At 41.2% G+C, this 13,306-nt stretch carries 16 protein-coding genes; 1 reads left to right on the top strand and 15 read right to left on the bottom strand.

Annotated features, from left to right (window positions below):
• The first annotated feature begins 45 nt into the window (after positions 1 to 45).
• Positions 46 to 459: a hypothetical protein gene (locus JXR81_02130; GenBank protein MBN2753644.1), complete on the top strand. Its 414-nt coding sequence runs from the start codon at positions 46 to 48 to the stop codon at positions 457 to 459.
• Between the two features lie 263 nt (positions 460 to 722).
• Here JXR81_02130 and JXR81_02135 read toward each other — a convergent pair whose 3' ends face one another.
• From JXR81_02135 to queA, 15 genes are all read right to left on the bottom strand, one after another.
• Positions 723 to 1,253, bottom strand: coding sequence for a hypothetical protein (locus tag JXR81_02135; protein ID MBN2753645.1), 531 nt, complete (start codon positions 1,251 to 1,253; stop codon positions 723 to 725).
• 64 nt (positions 1,254 to 1,317) lie between these two features.
• A complete protein-coding gene (gene thiC / locus JXR81_02140) occupies positions 1,318 to 2,628 on the bottom strand; it encodes a phosphomethylpyrimidine synthase ThiC (protein MBN2753646.1) in 1,311 nt (436 codons plus the stop codon).
• A complete protein-coding gene (locus tag JXR81_02145; GenBank protein MBN2753647.1) occupies positions 2,625 to 3,056 on the bottom strand; it encodes a thiamine-phosphate pyrophosphorylase in 432 nt (143 codons plus the stop codon). The genes thiC and JXR81_02145 overlap by 4 nt, the downstream gene beginning before the upstream one ends.
• On the bottom strand, positions 3,044 to 3,277 hold the full coding sequence (locus JXR81_02150) for a DUF2273 domain-containing protein (protein ID MBN2753648.1): 234 nt from the start codon (positions 3,275 to 3,277) through the stop codon (positions 3,044 to 3,046). Before JXR81_02150 ends, JXR81_02145 begins: the two co-directional genes overlap by 13 nt.
• On the bottom strand, positions 3,274 to 3,846 hold the full coding sequence (gene amaP / locus JXR81_02155; protein ID MBN2753649.1) for an alkaline shock response membrane anchor protein AmaP: 573 nt from the start codon (positions 3,844 to 3,846) through the stop codon (positions 3,274 to 3,276). Before amaP ends, JXR81_02150 begins: the two co-directional genes overlap by 4 nt.
• Positions 3,847 to 3,859: 13 nt before the next feature.
• Positions 3,860 to 4,222 carry an Asp23/Gls24 family envelope stress response protein gene (locus JXR81_02160; GenBank protein MBN2753650.1) on the bottom strand — a complete coding sequence of 121 codons (363 nt, stop codon included), beginning with the start codon at positions 4,220 to 4,222 and terminating at the stop codon, positions 3,860 to 3,862.
• 12 nt (positions 4,223 to 4,234) lie between these two features.
• Positions 4,235 to 5,581: an acetyl-CoA carboxylase biotin carboxylase subunit gene (gene accC / locus JXR81_02165; GenBank protein ID MBN2753651.1), complete on the bottom strand. Its 1,347-nt coding sequence runs from the start codon at positions 5,579 to 5,581 to the stop codon at positions 4,235 to 4,237.
• Between the two features lie 17 nt (positions 5,582 to 5,598).
• Positions 5,599 to 6,045, bottom strand: coding sequence for an acetyl-CoA carboxylase biotin carboxyl carrier protein (gene accB, locus JXR81_02170; protein ID MBN2753652.1), 447 nt, complete (start codon positions 6,043 to 6,045; stop codon positions 5,599 to 5,601).
• A gap of 90 nt (positions 6,046 to 6,135) precedes the next feature.
• On the bottom strand, positions 6,136 to 6,696 hold the full coding sequence (gene efp / locus JXR81_02175; protein ID MBN2753653.1) for an elongation factor P: 561 nt from the start codon (positions 6,694 to 6,696) through the stop codon (positions 6,136 to 6,138).
• Between the two features lie 12 nt (positions 6,697 to 6,708).
• A complete protein-coding gene (locus tag JXR81_02180) occupies positions 6,709 to 7,770 on the bottom strand; it encodes an aminopeptidase P family protein (GenBank protein ID MBN2753654.1) in 1,062 nt (353 codons plus the stop codon).
• Positions 7,767 to 8,384: a class I SAM-dependent methyltransferase gene (locus JXR81_02185; GenBank protein MBN2753655.1), complete on the bottom strand. Its 618-nt coding sequence runs from the start codon at positions 8,382 to 8,384 to the stop codon at positions 7,767 to 7,769. The genes JXR81_02180 and JXR81_02185 overlap by 4 nt, the downstream gene beginning before the upstream one ends.
• On the bottom strand, positions 8,374 to 9,402 hold the full coding sequence (purC, locus tag JXR81_02190; protein ID MBN2753656.1) for a phosphoribosylaminoimidazolesuccinocarboxamide synthase: 1,029 nt from the start codon (positions 9,400 to 9,402) through the stop codon (positions 8,374 to 8,376). Before purC ends, JXR81_02185 begins: the two co-directional genes overlap by 11 nt.
• A 511-nt stretch (positions 9,403 to 9,913) precedes the next feature.
• Positions 9,914 to 11,113: a PD40 domain-containing protein gene (locus JXR81_02195; protein MBN2753657.1), complete on the bottom strand. Its 1,200-nt coding sequence runs from the start codon at positions 11,111 to 11,113 to the stop codon at positions 9,914 to 9,916.
• The gene (locus tag JXR81_02200; protein MBN2753658.1) at positions 11,110 to 12,192 is read right to left on the bottom strand and encodes a PD40 domain-containing protein; all 1,083 of its coding nucleotides are present in this window, start codon (positions 12,190 to 12,192) and stop codon (positions 11,110 to 11,112) included. The genes JXR81_02195 and JXR81_02200 overlap by 4 nt, the downstream gene beginning before the upstream one ends.
• Before the next feature lie 75 nt (positions 12,193 to 12,267).
• On the bottom strand, positions 12,268 to 13,296 hold the full coding sequence (queA, locus tag JXR81_02205) for a tRNA preQ1(34) S-adenosylmethionine ribosyltransferase-isomerase QueA (GenBank protein MBN2753659.1): 1,029 nt from the start codon (positions 13,294 to 13,296) through the stop codon (positions 12,268 to 12,270).
• Between the last annotated feature and the right edge of the window lie 10 nt (positions 13,297 to 13,306).

The following is a 13,306-nucleotide window of genomic DNA, read 5'->3' on the forward strand; positions in this document are numbered from 1 at the left end:
TGCTTTTATCTGTGTTAATATCATCAAAAATCACGGGAGGTATTTATGGAAAAGATATTCAGGCTTGTTCTGGCGGGGATAGTTGCGGGTTTTGTTCTTTTTTTAGTGGCGGCATTGGCTTATAAATACAATAATCAGCTTACAGACCCTTCTTTACGTTACCTTTTCAGGGAAAATATATCAATGAAGTGGTTTTACAAGCTTCTATTCCTTAATATAGGAATGGGGATGGTAATGGCCGGGTTTTATTCTGTAATAAACGGCGGGCTTCCGGGTAAAGGGATGATAAAAGGCATATTTATGGGATTTATGATTTGGTTTTTACTTATTACCCAGCCGTTAATTACCCTTATAGCGGCAGGAACGCTTACACAGGGGCTTTTAATCTCGTGGCTGGCACAGGGGCTTATAAGCTATGTGGCGGCCGGAATTTGTATTTCTGTGATTTATAAGTCTTAAAAAATAAACAGTTAAGCATTAAGCAGAAGCGGAATATATGGTGAATTAAAGCTGGCGCTATGGGTATCTCTCATCACTCTGGCGGAGATGATAGATTGTGGATTTTAAGGCGGGAATTTTTAGATTTAAACACTTAATTGCTAAAACAACTGCCGCGGGCTAAAGACCCGCGTCTACCAAGGCTTTATTCTTCAAAGCATCTAAACATTCGGTCTCATTTATGGGATATGGGATAAATGGTTATGGGATAATGTTTAAAGTTGTTAATTATTCCATTCAAATATAAAAGAAAGGCCGTTTTTGCAGGGAAGTTCACTGCCTTTTATGTTTTTGCCGCCTGTAAGGGCAATTACCCCTTTTGACCATCCCAGTATCCTTCTTGAAAGGTGCGGAGAGCATGGAAAATCGTTTAAAGTAAGTTTTACCCTGTTATCTTTTATGAATTCCGCCCGGGCGCTGCCGTTTGAATAATATGTGGAAAATATCATAGGGGCATTTGTAAAAAGCGTGGCAGGTTTCATTCCGGTAAAAAGTTTGTGTGAGCTTTCAAAAGCTTTTTTTGACGCGTAAAAGCCCATTTCTTCAAGTAATGAAAGGTCGCAATAACCAAAATAAGAATCTGATTTTTCAAGAACTGAAATTAAAGTTTCTATGGGGTACCAGTCAATGTCGGAACATGAATTAATGGTTTCAAATTCCTGATATTTGTCCAGGAAAGATAAAAGTTTCTGTTCCCCGAATTTTTCTTTTAAATATTCAAGGGTCTGTTTTAAAGTCCTTCCTTTTACCTGCATTGCTGTCTCCTTCAAGTGTGTATGTTTTGACCGGGTTGTTAAGACAGTACAAGGTAATTATACTTTATTTTTTCTTTTTATCTTCAATTGTCTTATTAAGAAGCGCTGTGTTCATTTCTTTAATGGCGCAAAGTTCGCCGCACATTGTGCATACATCTTCCGCGGAAGGCCTGGAAGATTCGCGCATTTTTTTCGCGCGCTCCGGGTCAATAGACAGGTTAATCTGCGCTTCCCAGTCAAGATTTTTTCTGGCTTCTGCCATTTTGTTGTCCCATTCAATCGCGCCGGGAACACCTTTAGCTATATCAGCCGCGTGCGCGGCAATTCTGGAAACTATTACGCCTTCTTTAACTTCTTCGGCGCCGGGAAGTTTTAAATGTTCAGCCGCGGTTACGTAGCAAAGAAAATCGGCTCCGTTAGCTGCCGCCAATGCGCCGCCTATTGCCGCGGTGATATGATCATAACCCGGGGCGATATCGGTAACCAAAGGTCCCAGGACATAAAAAGGCGCGTTGTTGCAAAGTTTTTTTTGTATCTGCATGTTTGTAACTATCTGGTTTAAAGGCATATGGCCGGGGCCTTCAATCATTACCTGTACGTTTTTATCATAAGCGCGTTTTGCAAGTTCGCCAAGCACGGACAGTTCGTGTATCTGTGCCCTGTCTGTGGCGTCTGACAGGCAGCCGGGCCTCATTCCGTCGCCAAGCGAAAGCGTCATGTCGTATTTATATGCAATTTCAAGAAGGCGGTCATACTGTTCATAAAGCGGGTTTTCTTTTTCATTGTTCAGTATCCAGGCGGCGTGCATTGAACCGCCCCTGCTTACTATATTAAGTTTTCTTCCCTGTGATAAAAGCGACTGCACTGTATTTTTTGTGATACCGCAGTGTACTGTTATAAAGTCAACGCCCTGTTCGCCGTGTTCTTCTATTGTTTTAAAAAGGTCATCTGCGGTCATTTCTGTTAAACCGCGGCCATCGCGTTTTATATCAACCATTGTCTGATAAATAGGCACTGTTCCAATGGGGACAACCGAAGCTGCCACTATTTCTTTTCTTATTTCCCTTATATCGCCGCCGGTGGATAAATCCATTACGGCGTCCGCGCCGTGTTTTACGCAAAGGTCAAGTTTTTCAAGTTCGTTTTTAATATCGCATACATCCTGCGAGCTTCCTATGTTGGCGTTTACTTTGGTGCGCAGCCCGCTGCCTATACCCGTGGCTTTAACCTTAGAGTGGTTTTTATTTTTGGTAATAACAATTTCGCCGGCTGCCATTTTTGCTATCAAAAATTCAACAGTTACTTTTTCATCGGCCGCGACACGGCGTATTTCTTCCGTGATAATCCCTTTTTTTGCGTATTCAAGCTGTGTCATTTTAGGTTCCTTTTTTTAAGAATATTTTTTTCGGCTGTATACATATTATAACGCGCTTCTTTAAAAGAGGCAGCCGCTTTAATATCAATAAGTTTTGCTGTTTCTTCAAGCACCCTTAAGGATTCCTGAGCGCGTTTTAAATTTGATATCAGTATTTCTTTAAGGCCGGATTTTTTAAATTCACTTTTTGGGTTTAAAGACCTGCCCGCGTCTTTTTCGCTGTCACGCGAAGAAACAATTGCACAATAATCAGGTTCTATAATTTTGGCGGCAGAAGCCGCGGCATGGCGGATCTGTTTTAACAATAAAGTGGATTTTTTATCCGACAGGGCAAAGCGGGCGATGTCTTCAGATACCCTTATTCCTTCAAGCGCCCTGTTAAGATTGGCGTCAATTATGCGGTAAAGGCTTTTCTTCAGCTGTGCCATTTATCCATCCGGAGGACGGAAAGTATTTCCCGGAAGGTTTTTCTGATATCAAAACCGTCATCGTAGAACCTGCCAAGGATAAAACCAAAAATTGTCAGAAGAAGAATAAATACGGTTTTCCATACTCCGAAGATAACAAGAAAAAGCGCGAGTATAAAACCGGCAAGTACGCCTGTTATACGGCCTATGTTAAGTAATATTAATTTCAGAAATTCCGTCATTTTTTTCCTTTTCCGCTTTCCTGAGGGGTTTTATAAACAACTTTTGAAACAATTATGCGCGGTTTAATTTCGGTTTCAATTCCAAGGGTGTATTTAATGTACTGTATGATAGCTTCCTGAATTTCCTGAGTGGCGTCAGCCACGGAACGGTCTGAATAAAGCGTAGCCCAGGCCGTGACGTTTAAACCCTTTCTCTTGGAAGTTACCCTGCCGCGTATTTCTTTTATGCCCGCAACCTGATTCTTGATGATTTTTGAAAAATCTTCAATAGCGGAAAGCGATACCATTATGTCGCCAAGCGGAGACTGCAGCACAACGGTCCTTTCATTAATTTTATTCTGTATGTTTCCTATAATGGTCATAAGGGCTATTAACAGTAAAATTGCGCCTGTTATAAAAACCACAAGCCTTGCGGCAAACTGCGTGTTTAAATTGGTAAGAACGGTGTTCATATTATCAACTACAATTTTATTCATGCCGGCATTAATGCTTACAGACACAAAAAATATTCCCACCGCTATAAAAAGCAGCGTATTAAGTGCAATAATAATGCGGTTAAAGTATCTCATTTTTTTCCTCCGTTCAGATTTTCTTTTTTTCGGAAGCCGGCCTTACTCCGGTTACTGTAAGGTTTATCTTGTCAACTATAAGCCCCGACATCTGTTCAATTGATTCCCTTATTTTTTCCTGCGCTTCGGCGCTTGTTTCAATTATATCCCTGCCGAAAGCGATAATAATATTTACGTCAACGGAAACAGTATCGCCTTTAAGGTCAACTTTTACCCCTTTGTTAAGGTATTTTATCCCAAGAATTTCCGCGATTCCGCCGACGGTACCGCTGTCCATATCAATAACGCCGTCAACGCTGTTTGCCGCGATAGCAACAATTGCCGCTATTGCTTCATCGGAAATTCTGATATTGCCGGAAAAAGTTTTCTGTTCCATTATTTCACCCCGTTACTTTCCCATCTGTTCAATGAAGGAAGTTGAATAATTATTTGATATAAAATTTTCATTTTCAAGTATAATTTTATGAAGCGGAATTGTGGTTTTTATTCCTTCAATTACAAACTCATCAAGCGCCCTTTTCATCCTGCAAATGGCTTCTTTTCTGTCAGAACCGTGCGCGATAATTTTTGCCACCATTGAATCGTAATAAGGCGGAATTGTATATCCCTGATAGACATGCGTGTCAACCCTTATGCCCGCGCCGCCGGGTACGTTGTATTCTGTTATTTTTCCGGGTGACGGCATAAAATTATTATCAGGGTCTTCGGCATTTATCCTGCATTCAATTGAATGCCCCCTTAAGGCAATATCTTTGTTGGCAGGAAGGGAGCAGCGTTCGCCCGCGGCAATTTTAATCTGTTCTTTAATAAGGTCAAAACCGGTGACTTCTTCTGTTACCGTGTGTTCAACCTGTATTCTTGTGTTCATTTCCATAAAATAAAAATTTTTATTTTTATCCATAAGAAATTCTATTGTGCCGGCGCCTTCATATTTAATTGCCCTTATAAGTTTCTGGGCTGTGGCGCACATTTCGCGCCTTATTTTATCTGATATGAAAGGTGAAGGTGATTCTTCAATAAGTTTCTGGTGCCTGCGCTGAACAGAACAGTCGCGTTCTCCCAGTGTGAAATAATTATTATGTTTGGGGTCGCCAAGCACCTGTACTTCTATGTGGCGCGGTTCTTCCACGAATTTTTCAAGATAGATGGACGCGTCATTAAAGGAGGTCTGTGCTTCCTGGCTTGCGGTTTTATACGCGCTGCGGAGCGTCAGTTCGGTGTGAGCCACTCTCATTCCGCGCCCGCCGCCGCCGGCTGATGCTTTAAGCATTATGGGATAGCCTATTTTTTTTGCAACTTCCGCCGCGTCATCTTCATCGCGAAGAATTCTTCCGCTTCCGGGAGTGGTAGGAACTTTCGCGTTTGTGGCTGTTTCTATGGCTTTGGCTTTTGCGCCCATAAGGCGCATGGCTTCGGGCGAAGGGCCTATAAATTTAATGTTGCAGTTGGCGCAAAGTTCCGCGAAATGCGCGTTTTCCGCCAGAAAGCCGTATCCGGGATGAATTGCTTCCGCGTCAGTAATTTCCGCGGCGGATAAAATTGCCTGAATGTTAAGATAGCTTGATTTTGGCGTGTTTGGCCCTATGCAGATGGCGTGATCCGCGTATCGGACGTGAAGCGAATTTTCATCGGCTTCGGAATAAACCGCCACGGTTTCAATTCCCATTTCCCTGCATGCCCTGATTATTCTTAAAGCAATTTCTCCCCTGTTCGCGATTAGTATTCTTTTAAACAAGTAAGGGCCCCTTTCAATCAGGATTTTTCAATAATTATTAAAGGCTGGTTATATTCAACAGGCTGAGCGTTTTCAGCAAGAATTTCTTTTACTTTTCCTTTAACTTCACACTTTATTTCGTTCATTATTTTCATGGCTTCAATTATACACAGTGTTTTTCCCGGTTCAACAGTGTCGCCCACATTAATAAAAGGCGGAGAATCCGGCGACGGCGACCTGTAGAAGGTTCCTACCATCGGTGATTTTACAGCGTGCGCATTTGGATTTTCTGCGGCTGCGGCAGGAACAGCAGCCGGCGCGGAAACCGAAACAGCAGCCGGTGCATGCTGCATAGCCGGCATAGAAACACCGGCAGGCGCTGAAGAATAGGAAATATTAGCAGGAGCAAAAGCTCCCTGCCTTCTGAACTGGATTTTTAAGTCGCCCTGTTCATAAATAAATTCAACAAGGTCCCCTTTTTCCATAATGGTTAAGGCAAGTGTAAGTGATTCGGCGTCTATTTTTGCTTTGCTGACCGCGGGCTTTTTTGCCATGTTTTAAGCACCTCTTTTTTCTTATTTTGATCTCTCTATGTATTCGCCTGTCCTTGTATCAACTTTTATCATTTCCCCTTCTTTAATAAAAAGAGGCACATTGACAATAGCGCCGGTTTCCAAAGTGACAGGTTTTGTAACTGAACCGCCTGAATCTCCCTTGATTCCCGGGGGTGCTTCCACAACCCTTAAATCCACTTTAAACGGTATCTTTACCCCAAGAACAACGCCTTCAAACATAAGCATGTTGATTATCATTTCTTCCTTAAGGAATTTTATCTGCTCGCCGATCTGTTCCTTTGGAAATTCATACTGTTCAAATGATTCCGTATCCATAAAGTGATAAACATCGCCGTCAATGTATGAAAACTGAAGGTTTCTCTGTTCAAGCTGTACATCTTCAAATTTATCATCAGGAGAGAAAGTTCTTTCAACCACTCCGCCGGCTTTCAAGTTTTTTATTTTTGCCCTTACAAGAGGGGCTAACCTTGGCCTTTGAACGTGCTGAAATGAAACGACTTCATATACAATTCCGTCCATTTTAAATGTAACTCCCTGCCTGAAATCATTTGCGCTTACCATTAAAAAATCCTCCTAAAGTAAAATAAGTTTATCATCCATTGAGCCAAGCTTAACGGACCCGTCTTTTGTTACAAGATAATCATCTTCAATTCTTATTCCGTAATTGCCTTCCAGGTATATACCCGGTTCGCAGGTTATTACCATTCCCTGCTTTAATACTGTATCGGCGGTGGAATTCACATATGGTTCTTCGTGTATGTCTATCCCAAGGCCGTGGCCAAGGGAGTGGGTGAAAAATTTATCAAGCTTGTGTTCAAAAAGCACACGCCTGGCTTCCCTGTCCGCTAAAACCGCTTTATTTCCGTTTTTTACCATTTTTAAAGCTGTTTTTTTGGCTTTTCTTACAATATCATAACTGCGCTGTATTTCCCTGAAGCGAGTTCCTATTATACCGAAGCTGATTACCCTTGTCAAGTCTGAACAGTAGCCGTTGCACTTCACCCCGCAGTCAAGCAGGATAAGCGACCCTTTTTGAAGTTTTCTGTCAGAAGGCATAGCGTGCGGGATTGCGGCATTTTCATCAAACGCAACAATTGTATTAAAACTGACCGAAGAAGCGCCAAGTTTTTTTGCCCTGTATTCAAATTCAGCGGACAGGTCTTTTTCTGTTATACCGGTTTTAAGTGTTTTAATAACAGCCATTATGGCGTTTTCGTTTATTTCAATAGAATGTTTTATTGCCTGTATTTCATCACCATCTTTAATAAGCCGCATGGATGATATTAAGGAAGAAATCTGAGGGTTCTTTGTTGTTTTTTTAAGGTTAATATAATCTGACAGGGGCGTATGTACTGAAATATAAGTTTTTGTTTTGCCTGCAAGTATTTTTTTAAGAGTGTCCTTAAATTTATTTGTTATTATTACTTCATAAAAAGAAGCCAGCTTCAGGTTATCCGTAATTCCCTTATAGCGGCTGTCTGTTATGAAAAAAGATTTATCACGGGTGATTATTATTTTTGCGAAAGTGCCTGAAAAGCCGGAGAGATAAAAGATGTCTGAAGCGCAGGCCGCGTAAAAGCATTCATTATTTTTTAAGGATGATAAAACTTTTTTTACGCGCGCTTTAAAGTTCATTTTTTTGTGATAACCGCCATGTTGTATTCTATGATGGGGCCGTAAAACGGAATCTTTTCAAGCAGGTCAGACGCGCTGTTTACCAGATTTATAAAAAACGGCATATTTATCGGGCTTACCCTGGCTGAAAAATGTTTTATTTCATAAGGCAGGCTGCAGGGTTTAATAGTTTCTTCAAAACGTTTCTGTGAAAAATGCTGGTGCCCGCCCATTAAAGTAAGGTGAAGGTAAAAAATGGGGTTGTACCTGTTGGCTTCCAGAATAATTACGGTTTTTCTTGAAACCCTGCACATTTCTTTTACCGCGTTTACAGGATCGGCCGCGTGATGCAGCATGTCTTTTTCCACAACAGTGTCAAATGAACCGACCGGATAGTTTAACTTTTCGCAGTTGCCGGTTTTAAATTCAATACCTGACCCGTCAAACTTTTTCCAGTTAACTGATTCTTCCAGGTCTATGGCTTCTGTTTTTTTAAAAAACGGCGCCATTAAAACAGCGTCTTCGCCGTCGCCGCATCCGGCGTCCAGCAGCGAATCGCCGGAAAAATACGGTTTTATTTTTTCAAGAATTCTTAATCTGTATGACTGCGCGTTTTTTGGGGCGTTACTTGTCATATTTTTTAAGCTCCGGTATTATTTTTGAAAGCGCGGGTACGTCAAAAAACTTGGTGCCTGATATTTCATTGGTGACAGCCTGATACATCTGCGAAATAAGGTTTTTCATCTGTGACGGAAGCGGAGGCGGCGCGGTTTTTACAAAAGTTTTCCAGTCATTGCCGCGTTCTTTTTTGGCTTTTTCCACTTCTTCCGCCCACTGCGTGCCGCGGTAATGCCTGCGTGTTATTTCTTTGCTTATGTGAAAACCGTCTATGGTAAACCTGCATTCATCCGGAGTTCCAAGCACATCAACCACAATTAATTCGCCGCTGCTGTTCATGCCGAATTCAAATTTGCCGTCAACGTTTTTAATGCCTGCGGCAGCACACCTTTCTGTAATAAGAGAGTTAATTTCAAGAATAAGGCTTTTAACTTTTTTTATGCCGTCTGAGCGAAGGCCGGAAATTACACCGGCTTCTGTCCAGTCAATGTAGCGGTCAGTATGTTCAAGTTTTGTGGAAACGTCAAGTATGGGTGTCTGTAAATCATCGCCGGGAACAGGCATTTTTTCAAGTCCAAGCGCCTGAAAAGTAACATCTCCATTTTTAATCCTTTTGAATACGGAAGAACCTTCCGGAAGGCTGTTTCTGTATATAACTTCAAGCGGAATAAGGTAATTGCCTGAAACATTTTCATACTGCGCGTAATTATATGTGTTCTTTTCCTTATTATAAGCGGGGCGAATTACGCGCAGGACCTGAACTTTCATTTTATTAAATGGTTTAAAGGCATTTTCATAGGTAATTACTTTATTTCCCTCTGCAAGCCCAAGAAAGTGGGACTTAATTCCTTTTTTTGCCAATAGGTTAAAAAAGTATGAAGAAAGAGTGCAAAGCGCGGCGCCTTTATGGTCTATATGGTCCGGCATTTCCCCCCAGTCAAAAACAGAGTATCTGTCAGAAAATGTAAAAGTGCCTTCACCTTCTGAATTGTCCGTAGCGGCTTTTATTATTTCAACCTCTTTTACGCTGCCCATGATTGCCTCCTGATAACGTTAATTTATACCGAAAGTATTATACAACAAGAGTGTGAAAACAGATTAGTTTTTTTATGGTGTTTTTAGCCTGGCAGGCGGGGTATTTAATTTTTTATTTACTTCTGACCCTTATATCTTCCATGCATCCGTCTCTTGGTTTACCGGGGTTTGTTGTATATAGTGGCAGGCGCGCCTTTTAATATCGAGCCTATAATAAAATTGCTCGATATTATGCGCGGCAGTTGATTTGATGTTTGTTTTTACTTCCGACCCTCAGACCCTCTGTGCATCTGTCTTTCAGCTTAACAGCGGTTGGGTATAAACCTCGAAACTATCTCGGCAAGGGAGAGATACCACTCGCCATAAACTGATGATAATGGCTCGGGTATAAATCATCTCTAAGCCTCGAAACTACCTCGGCAAGAGCGTGATACCACTCGCCATAAACTGATGATAATGGCTCGGGTATAAATCATCTCTAAGCCTCGAAACTACCTCGGCAAGAGCTGATTTACCAGCCGGCTCCTGTAGATTTATTAGGGACAGCGCGGATTGGGGTTGCAACGGTTTCAGGTGACGAAGAAACCGGTGTAGGTGTTGGTTGTACTATATTGGCGGAAACTTTGCCACCTTTTTTTACAGTGGCTTTTATTGGTGCCGCTGTGGTTTGTAATGTTTTAACGGCAACAGGCTGTGAAACTGTTTTATTGCCGGGAACTACAGCAGGTAAAGTTTTATCCGCGGACGCGGGTGTCGGCGTGTATGTAGGCAGAGGCGCGTCAAGAATTCTGTGCAGCCAATAAGGCGAGACGCCGCCGCTTTCATCAGAAATTTTCATCCTGTTGGTGCCATCGGGCCTCATTATCCATATTTCAGGAATATATTTATTATTTATGAAATTTACAAAAACAATATCTTTGCCGTCATAAGAATACACCGGGGAATGGCTTTTTCCGTCAAGGGTGATATTTTCTGTTTTTCCGGAAGCGATATCATGTACGGCAATGTTTGATGTTTCGCCTTCAAAAAGCGTAAAGACAATTTTTTTGCCGTCCGGCGAAAAAGAAGGTGAAGCGGCCTTTTTATTGGTATAGTTTGTAAGGCGTGTTTCGTTTATAAAATCTTTTTCCCTTGAATATATATTGGAAGTATTTTCATTTTCTATTTTTATGTAAATAAGTTTGTTGTCTTTTGACAGCGAGGGGGAAACGCAATCGTGCGTATCTGTCAGCGCCACGGGGTTATACCCGTCCCTGTTTATCTTCCAGATATTTTTGCGGCGCGAATAAATTATTTCTGACGAATCGGCTGTCCAGCCGCCGGGATTGCTCATTTTTAAATTTGTGGTGTCGCCTTCAAGGGAATCCCGGTCAAAAGTAATCTGCGTTGCCCTGTTATTTTTTAAATTACCGGTCCAAAGGTTAAAGTACCCGTTTTGATGCACCCAATACGCGATTGTCCAGCCGTCCGGAGAAACACTTGGAAACCATTTGCTTTTTCCGTCAGGAAAAAGTTCCTGTTTTGAATTTCCGTCGCGGTCAATCCAGTAAAGCGAACCGTTTGATGTATATATTATTTTATCAAGCGCCGGCACCGCTGTAGGTACAGGCGTGGGTACGGCTTTAATCTCTGTCTTTTTTTTCTTACAGCCGCTGAAAGGAATAATTACGCACAGCAAGAGAATGAAGATTATGAAAATTTTATTTTTCATTTAAAACTGCCTTTCGCCGGTGTGGTATCGGCTATTTCTGAAGGTGCCGGAAAAAACGCATTAAAGAAAGAAGTAAGTTTTTTCTTTTTGCCGGTTTCATATTCAAGGCTGTATATATCGTTGTTTTCAACATAAAAAATAAATTTACCGTCTTTTGAAAAAACAGCGCAGCAGCCGGGCTTGTCTGTTACTTTAAGGTCTGCTTTGGGGTCTTTCTGCTGTTTTGCCTCTGTTTTATTAATATAAATAACCGGTATGTTTTTTTCTGTATTTTTAATGTAGGAAAAAACCTGTTGTTTGGCTTCAAGTTTTGCCCTGTTGAATGAAACTTCATTTTTAAGATAATTTGTGGAAAACAGTGTTTTTATACCAAGCCCCGATGCGTTTATTGTTTTTATTCCGGCATTGTCGGAATAAATAATTGAATCGTCGCCGGACCAGTCAAATGAAGGAAATATTATTTCACTTTTAGCCAGTTGTATTTCGTTTGTAAGGTCTGCGTTCATCACAAAAATTCCGCTGTTATTTTTTGTTTTTTCCCTGAAGAAAACAAATTTTGCGTAATTTGGAGACAGTTTAAAAGAAGTGACATCGTGGTGCTGTGTCAATGCGGACTGCGAAATGCCGATTTTATCAACTGACCAGATATTTCCATGCATTAAGTAATAAATATTTTTGCCTTCTTTGTCCCACTGTATAAGCCCTCTGTTGTAAAGGTCGGGGATTACTTTGTTTGAAGTATATTTTGTAAGGGCTTCCTGCCTGGTACCGTCAGTATTCATTATATATAAATTTACAGAGCCGCTGCGGTCGGAAAACATTGCTATTTTGTTTCCTGTGGGGTCAACGCAGGGAGACCAGTTATTTCCGGAGGATGTAAGTATTTCTTTTTTTGAACCGTCTTCATTCATAATACCAATCTGGTATTTACCCTTGCTGTCCTGCATAACAAAATAGAGGGCTTTTTTAAAAACGGGCTTGGCATCTTCTTCTATAAGGGCAGAAACAGGCATAGTAAAAATAAAGGATATTATTAATAAGGAAAGTACTGCAAATAAATTGCCTTTTTTTACGCCCATTTTTACCTCATAAGGTATATTTTCCTTTATAATATATGCTTTTTATGGAAGTGTCAACAGTAAATAAGGGTTTTATTACTTAATAAACATGGCATCGCCGTATGAAAAAAACCTGTATTTATTTTCAATGGCCGATTTATAGGCCTTTTTAGCGTTTTTTTCTCCGGCAAACGCGTAAACAAGAGCAAGAAGCGTTGTTTTTGGAAGGTGAAAATTGGTTATAAGGCAGTCTACGGCCTTAAACTGATAACCGGGGTATATATATATGGAAGTATTGCTTTTGCCGCTTTTTATTTTATTTTGGCTGTACGCGCTTTCAAGAGCTCTTAAAGAAGTGGTGCCTACGGCTATAATTCTGCCGCCTGATTCTTTCGCGGTATTTATGGCTGCCGACGTTTCAGGTGAAATTTCATATTCTTCATTATGTATTTTATGTTCCCTTATATCAGGTTCTGTTACCGGCGCGAAAGTTCCAAGCCCGGTATGCAGGGTTATATATTCAACATACACTCCGGATGTTTTTATCCTGTTCAACAGGGCGGGGGTAAAATGTAATCCTGCTGTTGGCGCGGCTGTAGCGCCGTCTTTTCTGGCATATACGGTCTGATACCTTTCCCTGTGAAAAGCGCTGTCATCTTCTTTAATATAAGGCGGAAGAGGAATTTTTCCGTGTTTTTCAAATGCTTTTAATATTTCTTCCCTGCCTGCGGAAAAATAAACTGCAACTGTTTTGCCGAATTTTTTTTTGATTAAAGCTGAAATATTTCCGTCAAGCAAAACCGTATCGCCTTCTTTTACCCTGCGTGAATTTCCCATTATGGCTTCCCAGTAATTTTCTTTAAATGAAAGCAAAAGCAGTTCTATGGCGGCGCCTGATTTTGTCCTGCCGTAAATGCGCGCGGGTATAACGCGGGTATCGTTTAAAACAAGGCAGTCGCCGGGCTTTAAATATTCCGTAATGTTTTCAAACAGCCTGTGTTCAATCACGCCGGTTTTTTTATCTGTTACAAGAAGGCGCGATTTGTCCCTTTCCGGGCTTGGAACCTGCGCGATTAATTCCTGCGGAAGTTCATAATCATAGTTTTCAAGTTTGAATTTGTCCATGCGTGAAATT

It is taken from the genome of Candidatus Goldiibacteriota bacterium (assembly GCA_016937715.1).
Lineage (GTDB): Bacteria > Oederibacteriota > PGYV01 > PGYV01 > PGYV01 > PGYV01.

Bases quoted from the DNA above. Each gene is read 5' to 3' on its own strand.
- thiC (MBN2753646.1), bottom strand. From the start codon at position 2,628: ATGACACAGCTTGAATACGCAAAAAAAGGGATTATCACGGAAGAAATA.
- JXR81_02180 (MBN2753654.1), bottom strand. From the start codon at position 7,770: ATGAACTTTAAAGCGCGCGTAAAAAAAGTTTTATCATCCTTAAAAAAT.
- JXR81_02135 (MBN2753645.1), bottom strand. From the start codon at position 1,253: ATGCAGGTAAAAGGAAGGACTTTAAAACAGACCCTTGAATATTTAAAA.
- JXR81_02195 (MBN2753657.1), bottom strand. From the start codon at position 11,113: ATGAAAAATAAAATTTTCATAATCTTCATTCTCTTGCTGTGCGTAATT.
- purC (MBN2753656.1), bottom strand. From the start codon at position 9,402: ATGGGCAGCGTAAAAGAGGTTGAAATAATAAAAGCCGCTACGGACAAT.
- JXR81_02185 (MBN2753655.1), bottom strand. From the start codon at position 8,384: ATGACAAGTAACGCCCCAAAAAACGCGCAGTCATACAGATTAAGAATT.
- JXR81_02130 (MBN2753644.1), top strand. From the start codon at position 46: ATGGAAAAGATATTCAGGCTTGTTCTGGCGGGGATAGTTGCGGGTTTT.
- efp (MBN2753653.1), bottom strand. From the start codon at position 6,696: ATGGTAAGCGCAAATGATTTCAGGCAGGGAGTTACATTTAAAATGGAC.
- JXR81_02150 (MBN2753648.1), bottom strand. From the start codon at position 3,277: ATGACGGAATTTCTGAAATTAATATTACTTAACATAGGCCGTATAACA.
- accB (MBN2753652.1), bottom strand. From the start codon at position 6,045: ATGGAAAAAGGGGACCTTGTTGAATTTATTTATGAACAGGGCGACTTA.
- JXR81_02145 (MBN2753647.1), bottom strand. From the start codon at position 3,056: ATGGCACAGCTGAAGAAAAGCCTTTACCGCATAATTGACGCCAATCTT.
- queA (MBN2753659.1), bottom strand. From the start codon at position 13,296: ATGGACAAATTCAAACTTGAAAACTATGATTATGAACTTCCGCAGGAA.
- amaP (MBN2753649.1), bottom strand. From the start codon at position 3,846: ATGAGATACTTTAACCGCATTATTATTGCACTTAATACGCTGCTTTTT.
- JXR81_02160 (MBN2753650.1), bottom strand. From the start codon at position 4,222: ATGGAACAGAAAACTTTTTCCGGCAATATCAGAATTTCCGATGAAGCA.
- JXR81_02200 (MBN2753658.1), bottom strand. From the start codon at position 12,192: ATGGGCGTAAAAAAAGGCAATTTATTTGCAGTACTTTCCTTATTAATA.